Origin of the sequence: Bacillus multifaciens (assembly GCF_030756675.1) — a bacterium.
GTDB classification, from domain to species: Bacteria; Bacillota; Bacilli; order Bacillales; family Bacillaceae_G; genus Bacillus_A; species Bacillus_A multifaciens.
Genome location: NZ_JAVBXD010000004.1, coordinates 166,239 through 191,304 on the forward strand (window position 1 = coordinate 166,239; position 25,066 = coordinate 191,304).

Sequence of the window (25,066 nt, forward strand, 5' to 3'; positions counted from 1 at the left end):
TTTTCCTAAACATTTTGAACTAAACATAAATTTTTTGTTGATTTTCAAAATAACACGTACTAATATTTAGAAAATACAAAAAAGGGGGAAGCAAACATGATTCGCAAATTAACAGTACAAGATCATGAACAAGTAATTTCTTTCTTGAAGAAAGAAGCTGCATTTAATTTATTCTTAATTGGTGATATAGAGGCATTTGGATATGATCAAGATTTCCAAGAACTATGGGGACAATTTACGATAGAAAATGAATTACATGCTGTCTTATTGCGTTTCCATGATTCCTTTATTGCTTATGCTAGGGATTCATTCCAGCCAGAAGCATTCATTAATCAATTTCTTAACTATGACCATATTAAACTCTCTGGAAAATCAGAGGTTGTGGAGCGGTTTGAAAATCTCACTAACTTAAAGCTTGGTAAAAAAATGCAGACATACTTTTGTGAATGTACAACTGCAAAACAATTAATCAAAGATACAAACAAAGAGGACATAAAAATAGCAACTACCTTGGACGTAGATCGTATTATGTATTTACGAAAACAAATTACTGAATTTGCGTTGGCAGACAATAGCGGAAAACTCCTGCGCCAAGCAATTGAAACAAACACAGGCCGAACATATTACATAGAGAACAATGGTGAAATTCTCGCATGTGCGTCCACATCTGCTGAAAACTCGTTATCTGCTATGGTTGTAGGTGTATGTACACACCCAAACCATCGTGGAAAAGGATATGCTTCGCAAATCGTAAGTAATATGATTCAAGATTTTATCGCGGAAGGAAGAACGCTTTGTTTATTTTACAGCAACCCTGATGCTGGACGAATTTATAAACGTTTAGGTTTTGAGGATATTGGAACTTGGACGATGTACCGTTAAAATGAAATTGCCATCAGCATAGGATATTTTCATTCCCCACTGATGGCAGTTTCAATATATTCATGTTAAATTCTATCTCATTCTACATATTGAAAATGCTCTACAATTGGAAACGGATCATAAAAGTGGTGTAATCTTTTCTTCCATTCTTCATACTCACTCGATTTTCGAAATCCTTCCGTATGATCTTCTAACGTCTCCCAATTCACTAATAGAAGATATTTCCCCTGGGTTTCTATACATTTATGAAGTGTATGACCACGGTAACCTTTCATAGAAGAAATAATGTTAGAAGCCTCTTGGAAGGCATGTTCAAATTCGTTTTCCATTCCAAGTTTCACTTGGAGCATTGCTGCTTCTAATATCACCACTATCATCTCCTAACTTTTTATTACACGTCGAAATTTGCAAATTCCATTCTTCTCGTAAAAAAACCGTTATCCCTGTATCGTAATACTTTCTATATTACGCATATCCTTCTTAGATGTAATCTTTTATCCCCTGTTCAAATGCTTTTCTATCATTATTCCTTAACCCAAATAATGCTTCTTGCAAAGCAAACGTACTTCTATAAAAATTCATTCTATCCATCACTTGATCAAAATTTGGATACAGCGATGAAAATCCCTCTAAAAAATGACTTCCATAGCTAGATAATAACCCAGCAAAATCGTATGCCGGATCACCAATTCCCGCCCCGCCAAAGTCAATAATTCCTGAGATTCTCTTCTCCTTACCATCATATAAAATATTTGTCATTCCAAAATCTCCATGAATAAGACATGGCTGAAATGTAAAATGACTGTCATCACTTAAATAAGCTTCAAAAGATTGAGAAACATCTTGCCTTGCACTTTCTTTCATATAAGAAAACAATTTCTCTTTCAATTGAAAATATAAATTTTCTATTTCACTATATATATCAGCAGTATTTCCTTTTAGAAGTGGACTAATTTCCAACACCGGTATACTATGCAATTCTTTTAAAAAATTAGCTAGTTGCGCTGCACCTGTACTTTGTTCTTCTTCGTAAAGCTGAAGAAATGTTGTATTCCAAAATGGCTCCCCATTAATTATGTTATAATCAGAAAATACTTTCCCAGGCTCCATTGGTTGAAAATGTTGATAGCTTGGACAAGGGATAGAAAGTGAAACATAGTTTTGTATTTTCTCTAACAGTTTTGTCTCAGCAATGAGTTTTGCAATTCCTTCTTCATATTTTGGAAAACGGAACACGATATTTTCATTTACAATTAGTACATCGTTATTTTGACCAATATCATTTACATAAGCAGTCTGCACATCAAGATTCGGGTAAACCTTTTCCAAGTATTGAACGTACTCATTTTCTCTTACCATTTCTTCACCTTCTTGACCCTAATATTGCAAAATTCTACTTTTCTTCCCATTTTATTTAATCTCACGTTTCAAACTCATAACAATTTGCCTCTCAACGAATCCCATTTCTTTATACAACTCTTTCGCAAAATTCCCTGCAAATACATTCAAACGAATTTCTGAATACCCTAACTTATTGAGTTCATCAACTGCCGCTCGCATAAGCTGGCGTGAAAGACCTTGTCCACGATAAGATGATAATACATACAATTCATAAATAAAACCTAGTTCTTCTCCAGAAAAATAGTCCTTATTGCTTCCGATTAATACCCATCCCTTTAAAATATTACCTTGTTTACTAACAAGATAATACGCTCCTTTTTCTAAAAGTGGCATCGTAATTTCTAATACTTTTTCTTGCGTAAACTTACTCGTTTTCATTGTCCCTTCATATAACGAATCAGCTGCATGAGCTAAAATCTTTTCCGTATCCCCTTCGGTTGCTCTTTGGATCATAAGAACCTCCTCCCTCTATTAAACATGCAATACCATTCTTAAAGTTTTCAGCATATGCCCATCAAAATCTTCTTCAAACGCATCTACCACTGCAAATCCTTTTGCGGTATAAAATGTTTTTCCGGTTTTATTCTCTGACTCTACGTTAATATAAATCTTCTTAACACCTTTTAACATTGTAATTCCTTTATGTAATAACGCTGTTCCTATGCCACTCCCCTGATATGTGGGCAATAAATATATCGCCCCTAACTCAGCTTCATCTTGATGCTTGATTGGCGAAAAGTTGGCAAACCCTATAACTTTTCCATCTACTTCTCCTACAAATAAATGTGAATGTTGTAAACGCTGCTTCATCATGTCACTAGAATAAGCATGCCCTAAAAATTTCTCTTGTACTGGTGCTGGAATAATGTCTTTATATGTATCGTTCCATGAAGTCTTGGCCACGTATTGTACAGATGGAATATCTTCTTCTTTCATCTCACGAATCACAAAATCCATAGAGGTTCCTCCTACTTCTTTATATTTATCTTGCAAATCATTCATAGTCAGTGCAAATGGCTTATTTCCTCGCTGTTTTCATTTCTTCCCATTCCTCACGGATCATTCCCATCCGAATTGAATCATAATACTCCCCATTATAATAACGACATTTTCTCATTCTTCCTTCTAACTGCATACCGATTTTCTCAGCTACTTTCATCATACGATTATTTCCTGACCATGTCGTCAAACCGACCCTTCCGATCGTCATATGCTTGAATAGAAAATCAATATACATATTTAAAGCTTCCGTACCATAGCCTCCATTCCAATATGCTGGATTGTAAATCGTAATGCCAATCTCTAGCCAACGTGACGGCTCATGTTCCCAGTAATACGTTACAATTCCTATAATTTCACCATCTTTTTCAATAAGAAACTTTGAATATGGGTCTTTCATTAATTTAGAACGTAGTCCTTCTTGAAAAGTTGCAAACTCTTGTCTTACGAACGGAAAATACGGCGCATCCCATTTTTTCCACTCTGGATGTTCTTCTCTAAAAACTTCCTGCCATAGCGGGTACAAATCCTCGTCTTCTATTGTTCGAATAACTACTTTTTCACCTTCTAAATACGTTTGTGTCATAGAATCCTCCTATAAACTCTTTCTTATCTTTTAGATGAACTTGATAATCATTATATTTTTTACTAGTTTTATTTATTATAATATTTTTTCTGAAAAATCAAAACAAATAGCTAATTATTTTGTATAATATTGTAAAAATGTGTTTTTGGAGGGGTTTTATGTTAAGGAAGCTATGGAAATCTTTTATACACCTACTAATCGTTTTCAGTACGTTACTTATTCTATTAAACATCCCAACTCTATTTATAAACGAAAGCGGAAACATTTCATTTCAACCAAGCCAATTCATACAAGCCATCACTAAAATGGGAAAACAAATTTTTTCTTTACAATCGCTTACTTTTCAAACTCCTGCACCTACAGGTAACTTGAAAACAGTTCCCTTGTTTCCTAGTGTATTAGAACCATACACTTATTCATTTACTATTTTATTTGCTGCCCTATTTCTTTCTATATTTGTTGCAGTAAGTATTGCTTATTTTTATTTTTTATCATCAAAGTGGATTAAAAATATGATTCAGCGCACTGTTTTCGTATTGGAGGCCATCCCTGATGTAATGATTATGATTTGTATACAAATGTTTTTTATGTGGTACTTTCGTCAAACTGGTGAATTACCGGTACATATTATGACATTCAACGAAAACAAAGCTTACATTCTCCCTATTCTTTGTTTGTCGGTACTTCCTACAATTCAAATGTTTCGCATGATGATATTGTACATAGAGGAAGAGCGTATAAAACCGTATGTGGAAGTTGCCTATGGGAAAGGCCTTTCACCAAGTTATATCATTCGTAAACATTTATTTAAGAATATTTTCATTCATCTATTCCATCATTCAAAAATGATTTTTGTCTTTTTGCTTTCCAATTTATTTGTACTAGAATGCGTATTTAACATATCAGGTATTATTCAATTCCTTATTCGCACAAATCATTTTTCAACATCTATTACATGTATTATACTTTTCATTATTGTTATGCCTTTTTACCTTTTGTTTCAAATTTGTTCTTATTTTATGAAGAAATGGCAAACTCAAATGAATGGAGAGATTATATGAAGGCTATTTGGAAATCAAAACGTTTTGTTTTCGGATTAACGTATATCGTCGTACTTGTCATCTCTAGTTTTATTTACGGCTTTTATTTCAAAGAAGATACTTTAAAGCCAATGAGACTGTTATACAATGAGGACGGCGAGTTAATTGCCGCTTCACCATTTTCACCAACACAAATGCCGCCGCTTGGTTCAGATCGTTTTGGCGAATCCATTTTCTTTCAAATTTTAGATGGTGCAAAGTTTACGATTTTATTCGCGATTGGAATAAGTTTATTTCGTGTTTTACTCGGTACAATGCTTGGTGTGTTATTAAGCTTATATGCAACGCGATTAAAATCTTTTGTAAAAACATGTACAGAAGTATTTTATTATTTACCAACCGTTTTCGTAGCATATATATTAATGCAGCCCATGAACAAAATGATTTTTTCAAACTTAGATAATAAACTCTACGTGAACTTTTCTCTTCTATCTTATCAAGCGATCATCCTCGTCCTAGTTGTTTTACCTACTATAACAACATATGTCTCTTCTGAAATTGATGAATTTATGAAGCAAGAATATATTTTAAGTTCACAACTAATGGGTGCTAGCCGCATACACATTGTTCGTACACATTTACGCGTTTTACTTAAAGATCGCCTCTTCGTATTGTTTATGTAGCATATTATCCAAACCCTTCTTTTAGTTATCCATCTTGCTCTGGTGAAGCAATTTATCGGAGGGGTACAAAAGAAAAGTGCAGATATAGGAGAAGATAAGTTCATTTCACTTTCTAACGACTGGGCAGGACTTATCGGCCTCAACTATTTTGAACTAAATGTATCTATGTGGATTGTTTTTAGCACACTTGTAGCTCTATTTCTAACTATCCTCATACTGAAGCTAATGACAACAGGAATTCAAGATGCTTTAGCCAAACAAGAATATTCTATTAAAAAGATTGAAAGAAAAAAAGAAACATCTCAATACAAAAAGGATAAGCACTCCTTCACCTTCGCACAAAAAGAAGAACACCCTTATCGTTCTCCTGCAAATATGTAGAAAGAAGGGATTAGCATGAAAAATAAGTTCGGTTTAATTTTGCTATCTATCATTATTACCGTAAACATCATCCAATACTTTTTCTTACCGACTGAAGTTGTCACAAAGTGGGATTTCAATGAAAATCCCACTTCCACTTTAACGAAAGGAACACATGTAACAATTGCTATTATTTTGTCATGCTTTATCACTTTTTTATTTGAAGGTTTGTCACAATCTGCCCCTGTTCATTAATCGTAACTCTCCATTTAGAAAGATCAGGGGCAGTCAAAACAACTCCTTTTCCAAACTGTAATTCTACATCACCATATAATATTCCCCCAGCTGTCGACAACCAAGCAGCACCGTTTAGCATAGAAGATCTTGCAAAAATCCGATTCATTCGAAAACGTTTATGATCCTGTATATATCCGCTTACTGTAATTCTCACTTTATATAACATGTTTGCTTTTACATGCGTTAAAACTATATCACCTACATTAAATTGTACATCTTTTGCTACAAACCATTTTCCAGTTGTACTTTGCAAATATTCAATTCGAATATTCTTCGGGGCTTCCTTCCAGCCAAAGTATATTCCAAAGCAATTCAACATTTGAATTGGATTTTTTGAAAAGTCTAATTCAATTACAACTGGTGTTGTTTCTGGAACATCTATATAGTTTATACTTTGTTCATCTATTAAATTAAAGCAATTGTTAATATTCCCACCATATGGTGCTTTTCCTGCAATTTGTTTCACTGTATAACGCAAATGAGCGTTTACTAAAATGTCATCTTGATTCCCTATCATATGGGGTTTATCTAATGTCACAGGTAAAGAAACAAGTAGAGACTGTTCATATGTGGATGTGCAAACATTATATTGCCCTTGATCAATGATTGCTGTAGAAATAATATTAGAGTAGATATAATTCCGATGGGAAATAGAGGAGAATTCAACAACACTAGAGGGACTGCTCATCCGATACGTATCCCAAATCATACAATCAAACGTATTATACGCACCAGAGCAACGAATTACCTTCTTTGTTTGTTGTCGGCACTGCACCTGTATACCAGTAAACATATTTCCAGAAATTTCATTCGGCAAATTACTGTTTCCATCAATTTCAACTCCATATTGACATCCATCAATAAAAATAGATTGAAATGTATTAGCATTAATCCAACAAGGTGTTTCCTTATCTGTGATATATTCCGTTTTTAAATATATCGCCGTTTGAAAATTTTTTATTTGTACAGATGATACTTTAAGAAAACTAATAAAATCCCATGCTTTTGCACAATAGAGATGGATAGCAATTCCATTATATTGACCCGTATTATTAACAATATTAATATTTGTAATAAAGGTATGGTTATCTATTTCAATTTGCTGAGAGCCTTCTACATAAATAACAGATTTTTGAAAATCTTTATTCATAATTTCAATTGTTCCTCCAGAAATAGATGCGTTCTTTTTAAGCTCAAAAACATTAAAATTACCATTTACCTTTAATATGACATCTGGATCTAAAAAAAGATGTACATTGGATTTAATCACAATAGGCTGAGAAATAGTATAAAACTGTACACCTGTTATCATTACTTTTGACAAATGATTGACTACGCAATAATCAATTGCTTGTTGAATCGCTGAGGAACTGTCCACTATTGAATTCGGAATAGCTCCAAAACTATCTATATGAACAAAACCCTGACAATCTTCTTGAGATGAAAAAGAATTCATTTCCTACTATACACTCCTTTTATATACTTTCTATTATCATATGCTCGGCATACAACAGGGGTATTCCATATATATCTATTTTAATTTTCCGGAATATTAGTTACTGCTATGCAGAATACAATATGACCGCTACTTGCTTTCACCTTTTGTTTTTAACCTTGCCTGTGGCAGAAAAAGTCCCTGACCGCTTTCTCACCTACCTAAAAAGAAAGAGGGTTTTTATGTCGATTTTTTATTTGTATTTATATAATAAAACAAACGACCTTTACGGTCGTTTGTTTACTAATTCGTATGTTCGAAAAGTAGCTTGTATCATATGATTCATTGAAAATGATGTTTCTACTTTTTCTCTCGCCTTCATTTTTAGCTGCTCTACCATAGGCTGATTTTCTCTTAACCTTTTAATATTTTGAGCAAATTCCCGCTCACAATACTGAGGTATCAGTATTCCGGTTTCCTCATTTTTGACTGCTTCTCTGACTCCACCAACATCAACTGACATAATTGGGGTTCCTACTGACATTGCTTCAATTATAGCCATAGGAAATATTTCTCGTGTAGAAGTCAAGATTAATAAATCTACGCTACAAATAAACTCATATGGATTCGCAACATTTCCTAACATCTTTACTTTATGTTGTAAATTATATTCCTCAATCTTACTCGAAATATTTTCACGTTCTGGACCATCCCCAGCAATATAAAACATATAATCCTCTACATCTCTTAATTCATTTGCTATTTTAATAAAAAATGTATGATTCTTTTCCTTAGACAACCTTGCTAAAATACCTATACGATACTTATCTTTTTTTCGTATAGGCTGAAATGCAAATTGTTCTATATCTACACCGTTATATATCGTCTGAACTTTTTTTTCATCTATACCAAGAGAAAGTAAATTTTCTCTTTCAAAATCACTAACAGTGATAATAACATCTACATATCGGTTCATTATATTTTTAAATAGCACAGGTGCTCTTTTCTCTAAAATTGTAACATTATGCTTTGTATAAATGAATTTAAAATCTCTTTTTATCAGCTGTTTTATCGCAAAAGAATATAATAACATTCTTAGACTATTGGCATGAATCAAATGAATTTGATTCGTTTTAACTATTTTACACAACTTAGACAAATTAGAGAGGTGATTGTTTCGACTAAGTGTAATGAAACATTCCTTCCGTACAATTTGATTATACAACTCTCCCTTTGCAGCAGCTGTAAACAATTGACCATTCATATCTTGCAAATGATTTTCTAACTTACAAAAATATACCTCTGCCCCCCCTGTTACAAGTTTATCCGTTAATAGCAATACATTCATTTCTTTTTCCCCTCTACCAAATACCCCTTATTTTTTTGATAAGCATGATATGCATATTTACTAAAATAAAACGCTGCTTTTACAACATGAAAAGACTCTTGCTGCCTTAATAATTTCCAATACTGAAGAGCTGCTTTCAATTTATTTCTCGATACAGAATTGTTTACAATTCGATATTTCGCTAACACTTGTTGCAGTCCATTTGCCTTATATCCTTGTTTTAATAACGAAAGCCATAATGCAGTATCTTCTGGCCTGATCATCGGCATTTCTACATGAGGAATTTTTGTCCGATCTAACATAACCGTTAAACATCCAATAATCGTATTACCAACTAAATCATAATAATCAAGAGCAATCGGAGCTTGTACGTACACATCCAAATTTTCACCATCTTCATTTATATAACAATAAGAAGTATAAGAAAAAGCTACATTTTTTTCTTTCATAAAAGATATTTGTTCATACAATTTATGAGGAAACCATATGTCATCACTATCAAGAAATGCTACATATCTCCCTCTTGCATTCTTCAATCCTATATTTCTAGCCGCTGCAACCCCCACATTTCGCTTTAAAGAGAGTAATTGAATTCGAGAATCATTTTTTATACATTCTGTAATAATAGATACAGAATCATCAGTAGAACCATCATCAATAATAATCATCTCCCATTGTTCATAGGTTTGCTGTTGTACAGATTGAATTGTCTCTGCTATAAAGCGAGCGCTATTGTATGAGGGTGTAATTACTGAAACACAAGGATAAGTATTAGACTTCGGGACGTATATTTGCATGTTTCTCTACCTCACTTTCGGAATCCAAAATATATTTCAGTGTAATTGCTAGAAATAAAAAGAAAGCTTCATTAATAATGAGAGATAGAGACATCATTTGGAGTATAAAAGCGATTAATGTTAATAGGAGGTATATTTGTTTATTGTGAAGTCGTTTTGTTACGATCGTTACCAAAAATAAGATTAGAAACGCAACATAAGAAAGAAATCCAAAAATACCAGATTCAGATAAAATTTCTAATAAAGTATTATGAACATACAATTTTTTATTATAGCTATAAGCATAATAATCAGAAAAATTAAATGCTCCGATTCCAATATAAGGGCTGTCCCTAAAATATTGAAAAGCCTGCGTCCATAATTCGAGTCGACCGCTTCCATTGTCATTTGCGAAATCTTGTATGCGACTACTAATAATTTGTTCTATTTGTCCAGTTGTAATAATGTTCACTATACAAATAACAATAAAACTGAATGTAACTAAGGAGATTATTATCTTTATTTTATTCACTATATTTATCATCAAAATATAAAGTAACATTACAAGTAATAACGCTAGAATCCCTCCTCTCGAAAAGGTGAGTAAACTTGTACTAATACATAAAACAAATCCAATTATATTCTTGAACCCTCGTAAATGAGTTAAATAAAACGTAAAAAATAATGTATTGTAGAAAACAAAAATATTTGGATCATCTAACAATCCTATTAATCTTGGGTAATTCCGATCAATCATTAGACCATAAGAGATAACCTCGCTCTCTGCACGAAAACCTGATTGCTGTAAACCAATGACATATAAGAGTAAACTTACTACATTAAAAACCAGCCCAGCATCCCCAATCCCTTTCTCGAGAGAAGAAATTGTCATACGTTCCATCATATATCTCATAATAAAATAGCATCCAAGTACAAGAACTACACCCAAAATAATCCGAATACTTGTGTTTGTATAAATTGAGAATGCACCGCTTAAACAATATATTATATAAAACGACAGAAGCATAACTTCATAAGAATACAAGGAGCGAAAGTAAAAGTGAGGTACCACACAACAAAAATAGATAATTAGAAAAATCATATAGACTTTTAGCGAAAAACCTATATAAATATGATATTTACTTAACATTACAAACAGAATAAATACAGATATAAACCTAGTAGAATGATTGGGGATATTTAACATATTCTACGTCCCCTGCCTTATCAAAGAATTTCTCTTTCTGATTTTTTCTATCCCATCTATAATAAGCTTCTTCATATCTCTATCTAGAGTAAAAATGAGCACAACTATTAGAATAACATTTAAAATCATTGCAATAACAACGTAAGTCCCTAATATATACTGTATAACCACAAATGGAAAACAAAAATAACACATATAAGGAATAATAACTTCTTTTATAATCTTCATCCTTATTTCATTCACTGCTATATATCCTACTAAGGCAACAATTTCTAATAGGATTGCTGCATATGCTGCTCCATTTATTCCATACGCTAAACTTAAAATATAAAATGCAATTCCTCCAACAATAAGCACTAGGAATTGTATCATTGTTCGTCTCATTTGTTGTCCCTTTGTCGTTAATCCATCTGCAATCGCTATATTTATACTTTGTAAAACAATAAGAAATGCTAATATTTTTAATGGCAACACCGCTTGATCCCATTCACTGTCAAATAATATAGAAATAAAATACGGAGCGAAATAATATATAAAAATCGTTGTTCCCATCCCTACAATCGTCATACATTTCATTTGCAATATATTTAGTTTCGTATGTTTTTCTATGTCATTCTGACTGAAATTTCTAAACAGAACAGGAAAAAAAGCACCTGCAATTACTCCCGGCATTTGGTATAAAGCTGCTGGTATTCGGTATGCAACCATAAAAATACCAATCAGTGTAAAAGATAGTGTGTGCTTTAATATTATTGGCCCTAATTGTGGTATAATCATAATCAATAAACCACTCATTAAAAATGGGACAAGTTGATGAAAGAGTTGCTTTTGCCAGGCACCATTTAATTGCAACTTTATTTTTCTGCATACTAAATACAAGCTATTTATACCGCCAATAATATAAGCTAAACCATATAAAAATACTGTCACATATGGTTTAAATTGAAAATACGCACATACAATTGTTATTATCATTAAGAACACCGCTGCAAAAATTTTAATTGCAGCAATATACTTCATCTCTTCTATTAATTGAAAATATGTAACTCCGATACTTTGTAATGTAAGACCAATTAGCATAGAAAATAATAAACCTTCCAATATATTAACAAATTCTTTTTCATTATAAAAAATATGAATACCTACATAGCAAATAATACAATTAACTATCAAAAAAATGATTCTGCTTTTTACATAAGAAGAAACAAGAATATTAAAATTTTCTTCCTGCTTTACTCCTTCTTGAAGAAAAGTATTGCTTATACCCAAGTCGGTAAAGAAAAACATAATCATCGTAACCCCTAATGAAACACTAAACATTCCATAATTTTTGGCACCTAAAAAATTGGCTAAGACAATTAAACTCATTGCGTTTAAAAGATTGGCAAATATTGTGCTATAAAATAAATGAATAATATTTTTTAACATACCTAATTTCCCACTCCGCATCTGTATAATCTGTATCTGTTAACATATAAATTCACCATGAACCTGAAGATAAATCATCCCAAATAGCTACTTTATAATGATTTTCTAATAACTCATCCACAATGTGAAAACCAATAATACCAAACCTCTTGTTGCAAGTACTTTTTCCACCCTATTATTCTTATCTTGCACCATATCCATTACATAAAATGAATATAGTTCTACAAACAATTTGAATTTCAAACCAACATGTTCTATTTTGTATATAATACAAATCGTATTGTAATTTTGTTTTAGGATTAAGCTCATATCCCCCATTAATCTGAGCCCATCCTGTTAAACCCGGTTTTACACATAAACGATATCGAAACTCTGGAATATCCCTTTCAAACTTTTCATAGAAAAACTCTCTTTCCGGTCTAGGACCAACAAACGACATATCTCCCTTTACTATATTTATAAGTTGCGGCAATTCATCAATCCTCGTTTTCCGTATAAATTGACCTACCTTTGTAATTCGTTCATCATTTTGACTCGCCCATTGCGGTCCATCTTTTTCTGCATTTAAAACCATTGAACGCAGCTTTAAAATATTAAATCTTCTTCCCCCCACTCCTAAACGCTCTTGAAAAAACAAGGGTGAACCAGGTGATTCTAACGGAATAATGATGCAACATAACAATAAAAGCGGCAAAGATAACACAAGTAATAAAAGTGCACATACAATATCTGTTATGCGCTTTATGTTTCGATAAAAAAGTGAAGCATTTTCATGGATTGGAGCAGTATAAAGTTTAGCTTCATTCGTTTCATGAAACATAGAATCATTCCCCCAAAAAATTTAAGAATATAGCATTGTTCCAAGAAAGATACTCTTATTACGCTCCATTTTCTTTTTCACATGCACGATATCTCTAAGTGAATCTTTGTTTCTTTTGACTGCTAATAAAACTCCCTCACACTTCTTTGTAATTATTTGTGATCCAGGTGCCTCCAATGTTTCAGCTGTATAAAATAAAATGTAATCAAATATTTGTTTCCATTCTTCAATGAAACTATCTATCACTTCTAAGGATAATAATTTCGTTGAATCATCTATACTTTTCTTTGCTGGTATACAATATAAATGACTAGAAATCTTACTCACACAACATTCATAGTCTATTTTTGTCTGTACTAATAAATCCTGTACAGTAACTGAAGAATCCATAGATAAGAACTCATGCAACTTAGGAGTGTGCAAATTCATATCGACAAGTAAAGTTCGTTTGTGCATTTCAGCAAAAGCAAATCCTAAATTTACGATAATAGGCGCTATATCTCCTCGATCTTTCACTGACGTTATTGTTAATAATTTCAGGTCATATGTCTGAATATTATTACAAATCGTATAAAACTGCTCTTTTAACGCAATATTAGAAGGATCAAATTGAAATCGTTTCCTTACCTTAAACATCAACACTCTCACCCCTATATATAGAATTCTTCTCATGTACGTTATTCTGTCTATATTTTTTTTGCTTTGTACATATATACCCTAAAAACAATAAATCAGTGCCATTTTCCAAATCATATTCATTGTAGATTTTGTCATCAAAATATTCTCTTAAAATAGCTAATGTAATACCGATAAATATCCCAATAATTATAGAAATCGGAAGTATAAACATATACTTTGGAAACAGTTTTTCAACCTCTTCATTTACTACCGTATCAGATAAAATCTTCACTCCCTCAAAATTTGTATATTGCTTAAATCGCTCTTGTGATTGGTTTGCCAAAGAATTTGTGATTTCTTTCACTAATTTAGGATTAGAATCTTTAGTAGTCACTGTAATAATTTGCGAATTATCAGTATTCATAACAGAAATTTGCTTTGCTAATTCATAACTGGAACGTTTTAATCCTAATTCTTTTTTTACTGCCGCTATAATTAATGGACTTTTTATAATATCTACATAAGAAGTTACAAGCTGTTTATTTTCTTGTGTTTTGTTCACTCCATTCTCTTTATTAAATTGATCTAAGTTCCCAATAAGTACTTGAATCGAATACTGATATACCGGCTTCAATACATAAGTGGTTGTTCCCATAACGAAAGCCACTATAAAACAGGAAGTTATACAAATCGTAAATATCCGTTTTCGTAATATTCCCCTCAATTCTCTTATATCCATGATTTCTTTCAAAAATCCCACCACCTTTTATAGCTTAAAGAATCCATTTCTATACAAATTTTTAACTATATACTTTTCCTATACTGCTTTGTTCCTTTGGTTATATAATTTCCAACCGCCGTTATAGGTTTTTCAATAAATACATACGCAAGTGATGCAATTATAAAAGAGAAAAGAAAAGATATAAAAAGAATAACCCCTACTGGTAACTGTCCATAAAAGATATATATGAAAGAAAATAATGAAATTGCATGATATAAATAAAGACTGTAAGAAATTTTACCGAGGTAGTTAAAATATTTATGGGACAAAAATAATGAAAAAAATGATGAAGACATGCTTAAAATAATAAACATACAAGCCCCCAGAGAAACTACATAATTTCGAAATAAAAAATTGTTTAACAATGGATACTCTCCAATAATCCCTTCATATAGATACAAAATTATTGCAATGGTAAATAGAATAAACTTTATAAATGCTGATTTCTTACTATAATACATAGTTAACTGATCTTTATATTTTGCTAATAATGCTCCTAGTAAGAACAATACAGAATAATGTAGAGTCATTGTATAACTTGTAATTGTTAACGTAGAATGGAATAGAATTAAACAGCCAATCGAAACTAAGTTCACACTGAACAGTAATATTACCGAGTAACGAAATGTATTCCTAAAAAAGAAAATTAACAAAACAGGGAATATAATCGAAATTCTCATTTCATGAACAAGTGACCAAATGACATTATTATATGCATCTGTGTTGTACACACCAATAAATAAAAGATGCTGTAAAATTAAGGTCGGTGATGAAACTGTTGTCCATGATTTATTAAACCATTGACTCAAAGAAGAAATTCCATAATCACTAAACATAAATTGACATATAATCGCAGCGAATAGAGCAACGACATAAGGGATATAGATTCTACAAAATCTCTTGAGGAAATAAACACAATAACTCAATTGACTAGAATAAATCGATTTATATAACACAAATCCACTTAAAATGAAAAAGAAAACAACTGATTCGTTACCACTGCTAAATATAATCCTAGCTGGTGTTTCTTTTAGTAAAAATATTAAAAATGGTCCATTTTCTTCATAATGATAATTCTCATAAACAGAAAAAATCATAAAATGATGACCAATTACTACAAAAAGCGCAGCAAGTCCCCTTAAGGAATCAAGTTCTTTATATCGTTCTTCCATATCTCCGTTACCTCTATCTCTCTTAAAATGAACAAAACATGTATACAAGCCAACTTTATATATATTTATATATCCCTACCCATTTTTATTCCTTTTAGATATGCATAACCATTACCATATTTATATTTTTCTCTCCCTCTCAAAAACACAGAAGAGGATTTCAAAAAAATCCATTTTTTTGAAATCCTCTTCTTTTTTATATTTTTCTATATTTCCTTATGAAATGAATAACTCACCTTCTCATACCCTTCTCTCTCATAAAAACGATGTGCATCTACTCTTAAAAACGCTGAGGTTAGTACGACACAAGAACAATCATTTTCTTTTCCCCACTCCTCAATATACGAGAGTAGTTTTTCTCCATGTCCTTTTGAACGATGTGCTTCTGCTGTAACAAGATCATATATAAAAACGTGTTTCTTATTATAAAAATTTGTACAAATTGCCGTACCTGCTAAGCACATCACTTCCCCTTCACTATTATATAAAGAAAATAGCCGATAATTTTCTTCTTTCATCCTTTCTAAAAGAGACAGCGCTTCTTCTAGAGAAAGTTTTGGCCGTAGTTGTTGTAATACAGGTAACACCTTACGAAATTCTTCCTCTGTTTTTACCTCGTGTACACATGTATTCATATTCTTTCCCTCCAACTATTTATCAAAAATTCAAAATGTTTTATGATTATTATTATAAAAATCATATGCCTCTTTTATAAGTGACAGTTTTATTCTTTTTTACAAGGGCAGTTTGAAAGGTGATAACAATGGAGTTTACAATCCCCTTAGACTCAAATAATAAAATACCTCTTTACATCCAAATTTATAACTATATAAAAAAAGAAATCTTGCAAGGAAATATTGAAGCGGGTAGTCGTCTCCCATCTCATCGGAATTTATCTTTGCAGCTTAATGTAAGCCGTAATACAGTGGAATTTTCATATCAACAGTTAATAGCTGAAGGATATGTAGAAAGTAAACATAGACGTGGTTTATTTGTGGCGAGTATAGATTACGATATGATTCGAACAACAAATAATAAAAATATAATAAATAAAAGAAAATCTGTTCAGGAGAATTTCCGTTTCGATTTCAGTCACGGAAGCATAGATACCTCTTCCTTTCCATTGTCTACTTGGAAAAAGGTCACAAATAATTGTCTCTTAGAATATGAGAATGATTTGTTTACAAAAGAAGACCCTCAAGGTGAATGGCAGCTCCGTTCTGAAATTTCTCGTTATCTCTACCAAGCACGCGGTGTTCAATCTACACCAGAACAAATTATTATTGGAGCGGGTACACAACCTCTTCTTTGGTTACTTTTGCAATTGTTTGGTAATGAATACACGTATGCAATGGAAAATCCGGGTTTTCACCGAGTAAGAGCTATAATACAAAGCTGCGGATTACATATACAACCCATTTCTCTAGATGAAAAAGGGATTCATATTTCTTCTCTATATGAAAGTGAGGCAAATATCGTATATGTAACACCGTCTCATCAGTTTCCATACGGAATGATTATGCCACTTTCCCGCCGAATGGAACTACTAAAGTGGGCTAACGACATTAGCGGATACATTATAGAAGATGATTATGACGGTGAATTTCGTTATACCGGAAAACCTATTCCTTCCTTACAAGGATTAGATACAAATAGACGTGTTATTTATATGGGCACATTTTCGAAATCATTTTTACCTTCAATTCGAATGAGTTATATGGTTCTTCCACAAGCCCTGCTAAAAACTTATCAACATGATGGCACTATCTTCAAGCAAACCGTCTCCAAAATACAACAACTCACGTTTGCAACATTTATGAGAGAGGGTTATTGGAATCGACACTTGAATCGAATTCGCACTGTATATAAAAAGAAACATCAATTATTAGTACATACAATTCAGCAAGAAATGGGAACTCTTGTCGATATCATAGGTTCTCAGTCAGGACTTCATATTGTATTACATGTTCATAATGGAAGGAATGAACAAGGGCTTATTGATATGGCAGCTGAACAAGGCGTAAAAGTATATCCTTTATCTCCGTATGATATAGTAAATGATTTACAGAATGAGTCTTACGTTTTGATGGGATTTGGAGGGGTATCCATAACCGACATTCCCTGTGCCATTCAGTTATTGAAGAAAGCCTGGTTTTAAGTAACATACACAAAAAGTGCTGTAAACGATGTATTTCATCTGTTTAGAGCACTTTTGTGGTTCTATCCTATCACTTACCCACCCAAAACACCCCTATTTTACCTATAAATATTGTATAATAATTTTGAGTGAATATTTCGAAAAAGGAGACCGTATACGATATGATGCTACAAACAATGTTTTCTTCTCCTATTTTACACATAGAAGAATTACATCCTGGCTACGAAGACCATGCAAGCAATGTATGGTTGGTAAAAACAAACTATGAAGAAGTCATTGTTCGCTCTTCTAAATTAAATGAAGAACCAAATAATGATTTTTGGTGGGGATGCAAACAATTATTCGGAATTGACCCACGACTTGTTCATGATCTAGAAATCATCAATCATACACTCGGGCAATATACAACTCTTCCTATCCCCAAATTGTTACGTAAGTATGTACTAGATCGAGAGTACATTGTTGTCGAAAAACTAGAAGGACAAACGCTGCAATCCTTCATCAATCAGCCTGACTCTTTACTATATAACTTTGGAAAAGGTTTAGCTGAAATTCATCAATACAAAACAAACTATGTTGGCAATCCATCTAGAACACATCAAATTCCATTACATAGCTTTCATCAACATATGATACAAACTAGCAAAGAACTTATAGAACGATTTCACTCACATAATCCAAAAATTCATAATAGGTTAAAAGAATTTATTTCTCAAACTTCGTCTCTTCCCGTACCAAAAGAAGCATCATTTGTTCTTATCGATATGGATCCAACACAATTTTTAACAGATGGGCAAAAAATTACAGGACTTGTAGATACAGAAGCTTACGCTATTGGACCGCAAGAATTTGATTTGATTGGATTAGAATATTTATTTACAAAAACAGAAGCTGCAGCATTTCGAAAAGGCTATGAAACTATCTCCCCTCTTCCAAGCTTGACACTATGCAGAGAACCATATCGATATTTATATCGTTTACTGTCTGTTCAAGGAAATGTAGACCTAGACGAGTGGATGGAACACCCATCTTTCTTTTAATTATCAAACAACACAATATAAAAAGGAGAATACACTATGCAAATTCAAAACAAATGGAGTAAGAAAGACAGCGATTATATTAGAAAACAACTCATTTCCTTCAATAACTCGCAAGTTTCAGAAAGTAAACCATCACCTCTAAAAGACGTCTGTTTAACAATAAAAAATGAGAATGAAGAAATCGTAGCTGGTTTAATCGGTATTATTTTTTGGCAATGCCTACACGTTGATATTCTATGGGTCGATGATAGCCTGCGTCACCAAGGTTATGGTAGTAAACTTCTATTAGAAGCTGAACGAATAGCGAAAGAAACAGACTGTACGCTCATCAAACTTGATACTTTTAGTTTCCAAGCTCCTGAATTTTATAAAAAGCATGGCTATGAAGTATATGGTGTTATAGAAAATTTCCCAAAAGGACATACTCACTATTACTTACAAAAAAGAATTTAATATACGAAAAGGATAGATAAAGCAGAGACCACTCTGCTTTATCTATCCTTTTCTTTGTTTCATATATAGAAAAAACCTTAAATTATTTATGCATCATTTTTCTTAATGGATTTACAACACCAACAATTTTATCATTTTCTTTATATATACGCGGAATTCTTCGATCTAACATACACGTTACTTCATAATTAATTGTTCCTAACATATCAGCAATTTCTTCTACCGCAATCTCTTCATTACCTTGCTTACCGTATAAGACAACCTCATCCCCAACATGTACAGGCATCGCTTTCGTTACATCAAGCATAAGCTGATCCATACAAACACGGCCAATAATAGGTACTCTCACACCATTGATAAGCGCATACCCTTTACTTGACAATTGACGACTAAATCCATCTGCATATCCGATTGAAATCGTAGCAATCCACTCTTCCCCTGTCGCAACATACGTATTGCCGTAACTTACCCCGCTTCCTTGTTTAGCCTGTTTCACATGAGCCACTTTGGACTTTAATGTTAAAATCGGCTGAAGTGTTACTGTTTTATGATCCACTTCATTCGATGGATACATTCCATATATCCCGATTCCAGCACGAACCATATTTTGAAATTCATTATTTAGCTCCATTGTTCCTGCACTATTCGAGCTATGAATAAGGGGCAAATGAATCCCCATATCTTTTGCAATATTTACAGCCTTCTCAAATAAATCTTTTTGCATCAACGTATATGTTTTATCTACTTCATCAGCAGTAGAATAATGAGTAAATATTCCTTCTACTTCTACATGTTGCATTTTTTGTAATTCTTGCAGAAACGGTACCACTTCTTCTTCTTGTAAACCAATCCGGCTCATACCTGTATCAATTTTCATTTGGATACGCGCCTTCTTTTGCAGATGCTCTGCTATACGATCAATATTTTTCAAATCTTCAATTCTGTATACAGTCATCATAATATCGTATTCAATTGCGTCTTCTACAGCATCCTCCGGTGTATATCCCAAAATTAAAATCGGTACTGTTACACCTGCTTCACGTAGTTCAATTCCTTCATCTATAAATGCAACCGCCAGATGGCTTACTCCAGCTCCAATTGCAGCCTTCGCAACTTCTACTGCTCCATGTCCATAACCATTTGCTTTTACAGCTGCCATCATTGCAATATTTTCATCGTTTACACGTTTTTTAAATTCTCTCACATTATGTTTTACAGCATCTAAATTTATTTCAACTATTGTATCTCTTCCGTATCTTGAAATCATTATCCTAACTCCTAACTCAATAATTCCATTCTATTTATCGTTCAATAGGACCTTTAACACTATAATACTTTTCATTTTCCTAGTCAAACTACTAGAATCTTCAGAATCTTAAGTATGATATAATACCCTTAAAAACTTATTATAAACAGATGTGAGGAGAAATACAATGTTTGTTCAAGCTGCACTACACCAATTAGAAATTGCGATTGATTCTACAATACAGATGTTAGAACAGGTTACTTACGCTGAATTGCAGCAACAACCGCTCAAAAATAAACGCTCTCTATTTGAAATTTGTACGCATCTATCTCTAATTTGCCATGCTGATTTTCTCATTTTAAACGAAGGATCAAAGGAAGAGTTAGATTTATTTTACATACAACATACACCACTTACGCTTAAAGAGATTCAACAAACAATGAAAGAAGGTTTCCATCTTCTATCTAAAACATTTCAAGCCTATTCCTTAACAGAACTTGAAGAAGTTACCCATTCCTACTGGGGTGCTTCCTACTCTCGATTTGAATGGTTACTTGAAATTGTTGCTCATTTTTATCATCATCGTAGTCAGTTACATACTTTATTAACAGAACATGTAAAAGATCCTCAAATTTCTTTGTTCGAATAAGAAATTTAAGGACCACTTCACTACCTATTTACTTTCTCCGCATCCCAATAATACTTACTAAATGCTTCTGCTAATACATCAATTGAGTTATACAACTCTTCTAAGGTATTATCGACGCCACCGACTTCGACCAATAATGCATTCGAAGATAAATCTTGATTATATGCCCCATCCCCCTTATTTTTGTCTTTTTTGAAAATCCCACGACTAAGCCCATAATAATGTTTATCTAAATAGGAATTGATTGCGCCTGCAATCTTCATATTTTCTTCTCGTCCTTCATTCTCCATACCAATAATAAAATATAGTCTTGCATATGACTTCCCATTAATCAATTTTGTCGTAACATTCTTGCGTTGATCGTCTCGATGAATATCAATTGGAAACGCGATTTCCTTATTTTGAGTGAGCGCTTCTTTTACATAACCATGTGAAGCTTTATAAGCTTGATACCATTTCATCTTTTTCTGTGCTAATAAGTCTCCCATATTAGTTTTGTCATGCAAGGCTCGAATTCCTTGTCCTTCTAATTGCTGTTTTAATCTAACGCCGAGGAGTGACACATTTACATCTGGACTTGATGCTTCATCTGGAATTTTCGCTTTAGGTAATAATGGTAAAAATGACTCCCAACTATGTGTATGATAAATAAATACAGCGTTTTTTCCTTTTATACTATTCTCTTTCCTTTGAACGGGATTATTTTTTTCTGCTTCTTGAATTTTTTCTTTATTTACTTCACGCTCTTTTGTAATCTCTTCTACTGGAATACTTGATTCATCCGGTATATTCGTATAGTCTGTTCCTTCTCCTGCTACTAGAATATCGGAATAATAGTTGGCCATTCCCGGTATTTCTTTTCCTATAAATGTTCGAATATCTTGCAAACGTATATCAGTCATTAACGAAAACAATAATGCTCCCGCTGGTTCTTTCTTCTTTGTATGAGCATATGCAGAAGAAAAATAACGATTCTCCCTTTCCATCATTTGCATAAATCCTTGCGAGGAAACTTTTCCGAACCATTGATTTACATAATACGATTTCATTGCCTGTAACATCGTTGTGCTAAGCGACGCAGCCACTAAAATAAAAAACACATAAGAACACAGTAAAACAATAATCTGCTTCCCATGCATCTGAGAATGTATAAAATGCTTTTTCATCGTACCACCCTTTCTATACATGGGTATGTACAAGCTTTTTGCGATATACATTCTGATTGCACTATTTTGCATTCACATTCAATATGTTTCAAAAAAAGAAGAGAAATGGATGCCATTTCTCTTCTTCGTTTCTATTGTTCATTTTTCGTATCTATAGAAGGTTGCTTTTTCTCTTTAAATAACTCTCCAATTGCTCCTAAGCTTCCTAATGTTTCAACAGCATTTGATGGAAGGAATACTTTATTTGCAGGTCCTTTTGCAATCTCTGTTAAGGATTCAAATGACTGGTATGCAAGTACTTTCTCATCAAGTCCTGACTGACGCAACATCTGAATCCGGATTTGTTCTGCTTTTGCAATTTCTTCAATCGCTTTCGCTTCCCCTTGTGCTTCTAATTCTTTCGCCTCTCGTAAACCTTCGGCCTCTCGAATGCGCGCTTCTTTATCCCCCTCAGCCATTAAAATTTTACTTTGTTTCTCCCCTTCAGCCCGAAGAACTTTATCTTGTTTTGCTGCCTCAGCTTCGAGAATAATGGCACGTTTATTACGTTCTGCTTTCATTTGTTTTTCCATCGCTGCTTGTATATCCTTAGGAGGATTAATATCTACAACTTCAACGCGTTCAATACGAACACCCCATTTTTCCGTTGCTTCATCAAGCGCTAAACGGATTTCTGTTGAAATTTTTTCACGTCCAGATAATGTTTCATCAAGCTCCATTTTCCCTATGATCTGTCGCATTGTTGCAGATGTAATATTACGAACACCAAATTCATAATTTGAAATACCATACGTCGCAAGCTCTGGATCAACAACTTGATAGAAAATAATTGTATCAATCTCAACTTGTACGTTATCTTTCGTAATTACTTTTTGCGGTGGAACAGTCGTTTGTTGAATACGCAAATCATGATAAAGACGTACACGATCGATAACCGGGATAATTATGTTTAAACCCGGATGCATCACACGCTGAAATTTACCTAAACGCTCTATAACACCTACTCTTTGCTGCGGAATAATTTTAATTGATAATGCGATAAATACAATCACAATTAATGCTAAAATAATTGATAATGTTAAACCGACCATTATAATTCACGCTCCCTTTTCACATGCACTACCGTGCTGCTTCTCTTTACAACAATAACGCTTTCCCCATCTAAAATTGGTTTATCTGACACAGCAGTCCACATATCTCCCTCTATTTTCACAATACCATTCGCTTCATTTGTAATCGCTTGCATAATTATACCTTTTTTCCCAACAAGCTGATCTACTGCGTCTGTATATCCTTTCGCCTCTCGAAAATTTTTAGAAATTCGTTTTGTAAAAAATGTCAAACTAAGACTAATAACAGATGCTATCACAACTTGAAGTAGCAAAGAGTCTGGTACAAAAAGTCCAATTAGACCTCCGACCACAGCACCTATCCCAAGCCATAATAAGTAGAACGTCACCGTCAGCATTTCCGCAATAAATAAAAGACCGGCAATGACAAACCAAATCACCCACCCTGTCATGTGCAACCCTCGCTTCCATTCTATTTTTATATGTATATGAGAGAAAGAAAACTTTATCACGTTGCATCCGCAACATCCATTAATAGGTGAAGAATATATTAAAATTATATATTAATATATTCTTCATTATACATGATAAACCCTCTCAAAAAGTGACAAAAAAGAAAAATCTTCTCTAAAAAAGCAATTTTCTCATTTTACAATACATACTGTAAATCATAACAATAAAAAGCAATGTTCCCTCTAAGAAACATTGCTTTTCATGCTGTTGAAAAACAATCTAGTCAATAGACAAAAACTAAAAATTTCGATACACTCTCCTCGTGAATGAAATGAAGCGAGGAGAGTTTTTATGTATGTTACATATTCCATGAAACAAGTTGAAGAGAATCGAAAGTACTATGAAATGATGTATGATGCTTCACATCATTTAGTAAAAATAGATCAAGTAATGGATTGGAATTTTGTGACAAGGAAGTTAGAAGTGTTCTATCCACATCGTATTGGTCGCCCAACGAAAGATCCAATTATGTTAGTGAAAATCTTATTGATTCAGTATTTGGAGGGCTTTCGTTCGGTTCGTTTCACATGTAAACAGGTAAAACAGAATGCGACATATCGTTGGTTTTTAGGTATTTCTCCAAAAGAGAAAATTCCAGATCACTCAACAATCTCTAAGTTTCTTTCGCAACGTTTACGAAACACGGCGTTTTGGGAAGAGCTTTTTCAGCATTGTCTTCGTTTGATTCATCAAGAAGGATTTATCGCGAATGAAACATGGGTGGCGGATGAAACAGAATTAAAAGCAAACGCAAATAAACGTATCCGCGAAACCCTAATAGAGGAGAAAGCCATAGAAGAAAAAGACAAAGATTTAGCGATTATTAACAATCACCGTTTGCGTCATGGGAAAAAATCTCTACCAGCGAAACGTTCAAAAATAGAAGAAAAACAGACAAAGGTTAGCCCGGTAGATCCTGACGCACGTTTATCTATCAA

The 25,066-nt window shown here is 33.0% G+C and carries 27 protein-coding genes and 1 pseudogene; 9 read left to right on the forward strand and 19 right to left on the reverse strand.

The window, feature by feature from the left end:
- Window positions 1–96 precede the first annotated feature (96 nt).
- Window positions 97–882, forward strand: coding sequence for a GNAT family N-acetyltransferase (locus tag Q9306_RS04890; RefSeq protein ID WP_306195891.1), 786 nt, complete (start codon window positions 97–99; stop codon window positions 880–882).
- Between the two features lie 77 nt (window positions 883–959).
- On the opposite strand, the gene Q9306_RS04895 is transcribed toward Q9306_RS04890, so the two are convergent.
- The 5 genes from Q9306_RS04895 to Q9306_RS04915 all read right to left on the reverse strand — a co-directional run bounded on the left by Q9306_RS04895 (window position 960) and on the right by Q9306_RS04915 (window position 3,868).
- Window positions 960–1,250 carry an antibiotic biosynthesis monooxygenase family protein gene (locus tag Q9306_RS04895; RefSeq protein WP_306195893.1) on the reverse strand — a complete coding sequence of 97 codons (291 nt, stop codon included), beginning with the start codon at window positions 1,248–1,250 and terminating at the stop codon, window positions 960–962.
- Window positions 1,251–1,362: 112 nt separating this feature from the next.
- Window positions 1,363–2,241, reverse strand: coding sequence for a phosphotransferase family protein (locus Q9306_RS04900; RefSeq protein ID WP_306195895.1), 879 nt, complete (start codon window positions 2,239–2,241; stop codon window positions 1,363–1,365).
- 51 nt (window positions 2,242–2,292) lie between these two features.
- A complete protein-coding gene (locus Q9306_RS04905) occupies window positions 2,293–2,736 on the reverse strand; it encodes a GNAT family N-acetyltransferase (RefSeq protein WP_306195897.1) in 444 nt (147 codons plus the stop codon).
- An 18-nt stretch (window positions 2,737–2,754) separates the two neighbouring features.
- Complete coding sequence (locus Q9306_RS04910) at window positions 2,755–3,240, reverse strand: GNAT family N-acetyltransferase (RefSeq protein WP_306195898.1); 486 nt, start codon at window positions 3,238–3,240, stop codon at window positions 2,755–2,757.
- A gap of 61 nt (window positions 3,241–3,301) precedes the next feature.
- A complete protein-coding gene (locus tag Q9306_RS04915; protein ID WP_306195900.1) occupies window positions 3,302–3,868 on the reverse strand; it encodes a GNAT family N-acetyltransferase in 567 nt (188 codons plus the stop codon).
- 158 nt (window positions 3,869–4,026) lie between these two features.
- Here Q9306_RS04915 and Q9306_RS04920 point away from each other — a divergent pair, with 158 nt between their 5' ends.
- The 3 genes and pseudogenes from Q9306_RS04920 (at window position 4,027) to Q9306_RS04930 (ending at window position 6,206) form a co-directional block, all read left to right on the forward strand.
- Complete coding sequence (locus tag Q9306_RS04920) at window positions 4,027–4,929, forward strand: ABC transporter permease subunit (RefSeq protein WP_306195902.1); 903 nt, start codon at window positions 4,027–4,029, stop codon at window positions 4,927–4,929.
- Window positions 4,926–5,972: pseudogene (locus Q9306_RS04925) on the forward strand (ABC transporter permease subunit). Before Q9306_RS04920 ends, Q9306_RS04925 begins: the two are co-directional and overlap by 4 nt.
- Before the next feature lie 15 nt (window positions 5,973–5,987).
- A complete protein-coding gene (locus Q9306_RS04930; protein WP_306195904.1) occupies window positions 5,988–6,206 on the forward strand; it encodes a hypothetical protein in 219 nt (72 codons plus the stop codon).
- Here Q9306_RS04930 and Q9306_RS04935 read toward each other — a convergent pair.
- The 10 genes from Q9306_RS04935 to Q9306_RS04980 form a co-directional block, all read right to left on the reverse strand.
- A complete protein-coding gene (locus Q9306_RS04935; RefSeq protein ID WP_306195906.1) occupies window positions 6,160–7,704 on the reverse strand; it encodes a glycoside hydrolase family protein in 1,545 nt (514 codons plus the stop codon). The genes Q9306_RS04930 and Q9306_RS04935 overlap by 47 nt on opposite strands.
- A gap of 265 nt (window positions 7,705–7,969) precedes the next feature.
- Complete coding sequence (locus Q9306_RS04940) at window positions 7,970–9,031, reverse strand: glycosyltransferase family 4 protein (protein WP_306195908.1); 1,062 nt, start codon at window positions 9,029–9,031, stop codon at window positions 7,970–7,972.
- Window positions 9,028–9,828: a glycosyltransferase family 2 protein gene (locus tag Q9306_RS04945; protein ID WP_306195910.1), complete on the reverse strand. Its 801-nt coding sequence runs from the start codon at window positions 9,826–9,828 to the stop codon at window positions 9,028–9,030. Before Q9306_RS04945 ends, Q9306_RS04940 begins: the two co-directional genes overlap by 4 nt.
- On the reverse strand, window positions 9,803–11,014 hold the full coding sequence (locus Q9306_RS04950) for an O-antigen ligase family protein (RefSeq protein WP_306195912.1): 1,212 nt from the start codon (window positions 11,012–11,014) through the stop codon (window positions 9,803–9,805). The genes Q9306_RS04945 and Q9306_RS04950 overlap by 26 nt, the downstream gene beginning before the upstream one ends.
- Window positions 11,015–11,017: 3 nt before the next feature.
- Window positions 11,018–12,442, reverse strand: a complete 1,425-nt coding sequence (locus Q9306_RS04955) for an oligosaccharide flippase family protein (protein WP_306195914.1) — start codon at window positions 12,440–12,442, stop codon at window positions 11,018–11,020.
- A 181-nt stretch (window positions 12,443–12,623) separates the two neighbouring features.
- The gene (locus Q9306_RS04960; RefSeq protein ID WP_306195916.1) at window positions 12,624–13,262 is read right to left on the reverse strand and encodes a sugar transferase; all 639 of its coding nucleotides are present in this window, start codon (window positions 13,260–13,262) and stop codon (window positions 12,624–12,626) included.
- 21 nt (window positions 13,263–13,283) lie between these two features.
- On the reverse strand, window positions 13,284–13,898 hold the full coding sequence (locus Q9306_RS04965; RefSeq protein WP_306195918.1) for a CpsD/CapB family tyrosine-protein kinase: 615 nt from the start codon (window positions 13,896–13,898) through the stop codon (window positions 13,284–13,286).
- Window positions 13,891–14,631, reverse strand: coding sequence for a YveK family protein (locus tag Q9306_RS04970; RefSeq protein WP_306195920.1), 741 nt, complete (start codon window positions 14,629–14,631; stop codon window positions 13,891–13,893). Before Q9306_RS04970 ends, Q9306_RS04965 begins: the two co-directional genes overlap by 8 nt.
- Window positions 14,632–14,684: 53 nt before the next feature.
- Entirely contained in the window at window positions 14,685–15,833 is a 1,149-nt protein-coding gene (locus Q9306_RS04975) for an acyltransferase family protein (protein ID WP_306195922.1), read from the reverse strand.
- A 206-nt stretch (window positions 15,834–16,039) separates the two neighbouring features.
- Window positions 16,040–16,468: a GNAT family N-acetyltransferase gene (locus tag Q9306_RS04980; protein ID WP_306195925.1), complete on the reverse strand. Its 429-nt coding sequence runs from the start codon at window positions 16,466–16,468 to the stop codon at window positions 16,040–16,042.
- Window positions 16,469–16,596: 128 nt separating this feature from the next.
- Here Q9306_RS04980 and pdxR point away from each other — a divergent pair, with 128 nt between their 5' ends.
- The 3 genes from pdxR (at window position 16,597) to Q9306_RS04995 (ending at window position 19,484) form a co-directional block, all read left to right on the forward strand.
- A complete protein-coding gene (gene pdxR / locus Q9306_RS04985; RefSeq protein ID WP_306195927.1) occupies window positions 16,597–17,991 on the forward strand; it encodes a MocR-like pyridoxine biosynthesis transcription factor PdxR in 1,395 nt (464 codons plus the stop codon).
- A gap of 164 nt (window positions 17,992–18,155) precedes the next feature.
- On the forward strand, window positions 18,156–19,031 hold the full coding sequence (locus tag Q9306_RS04990) for a phosphotransferase (protein ID WP_306195958.1): 876 nt from the start codon (window positions 18,156–18,158) through the stop codon (window positions 19,029–19,031).
- 36 nt (window positions 19,032–19,067) lie between these two features.
- On the forward strand, window positions 19,068–19,484 hold the full coding sequence (locus Q9306_RS04995) for a GNAT family N-acetyltransferase (protein WP_306195928.1): 417 nt from the start codon (window positions 19,068–19,070) through the stop codon (window positions 19,482–19,484).
- An 82-nt stretch (window positions 19,485–19,566) separates the two neighbouring features.
- Here the strand turns inward: Q9306_RS04995 and alr are convergent, their stop codons facing one another.
- Entirely contained in the window at window positions 19,567–20,751 is a 1,185-nt protein-coding gene (gene alr, locus Q9306_RS05000) for an alanine racemase (RefSeq protein WP_306195930.1), read from the reverse strand.
- Window positions 20,752–20,917: 166 nt separating this feature from the next.
- Here alr and Q9306_RS05005 point away from each other — a divergent pair, with 166 nt between their 5' ends.
- Entirely contained in the window at window positions 20,918–21,379 is a 462-nt protein-coding gene (locus Q9306_RS05005; protein ID WP_306195932.1) for a DinB family protein, read from the forward strand.
- 20 nt (window positions 21,380–21,399) lie between these two features.
- On the opposite strand, the gene spoIIP is transcribed toward Q9306_RS05005, so the two are convergent.
- From spoIIP to Q9306_RS05020, 3 genes are all read right to left on the reverse strand, one after another.
- A complete protein-coding gene (spoIIP, locus tag Q9306_RS05010) occupies window positions 21,400–22,545 on the reverse strand; it encodes a stage II sporulation protein P (protein WP_306195934.1) in 1,146 nt (381 codons plus the stop codon).
- Window positions 22,546–22,676: 131 nt separating this feature from the next.
- On the reverse strand, window positions 22,677–23,636 hold the full coding sequence (locus tag Q9306_RS05015; protein ID WP_306195936.1) for an SPFH domain-containing protein: 960 nt from the start codon (window positions 23,634–23,636) through the stop codon (window positions 22,677–22,679).
- Window positions 23,636–24,067 carry an NfeD family protein gene (locus Q9306_RS05020; RefSeq protein ID WP_306195938.1) on the reverse strand — a complete coding sequence of 144 codons (432 nt, stop codon included), beginning with the start codon at window positions 24,065–24,067 and terminating at the stop codon, window positions 23,636–23,638. The genes Q9306_RS05015 and Q9306_RS05020 overlap by 1 nt, the downstream gene beginning before the upstream one ends.
- A 352-nt stretch (window positions 24,068–24,419) precedes the next feature.
- Between Q9306_RS05020 and Q9306_RS05025 the strand changes: the two genes are divergently transcribed.
- Window positions 24,420–25,066 (forward strand): transposase (locus tag Q9306_RS05025; protein ID WP_306195940.1); only part of this gene is annotated, 647 nt, incomplete at its 3' end.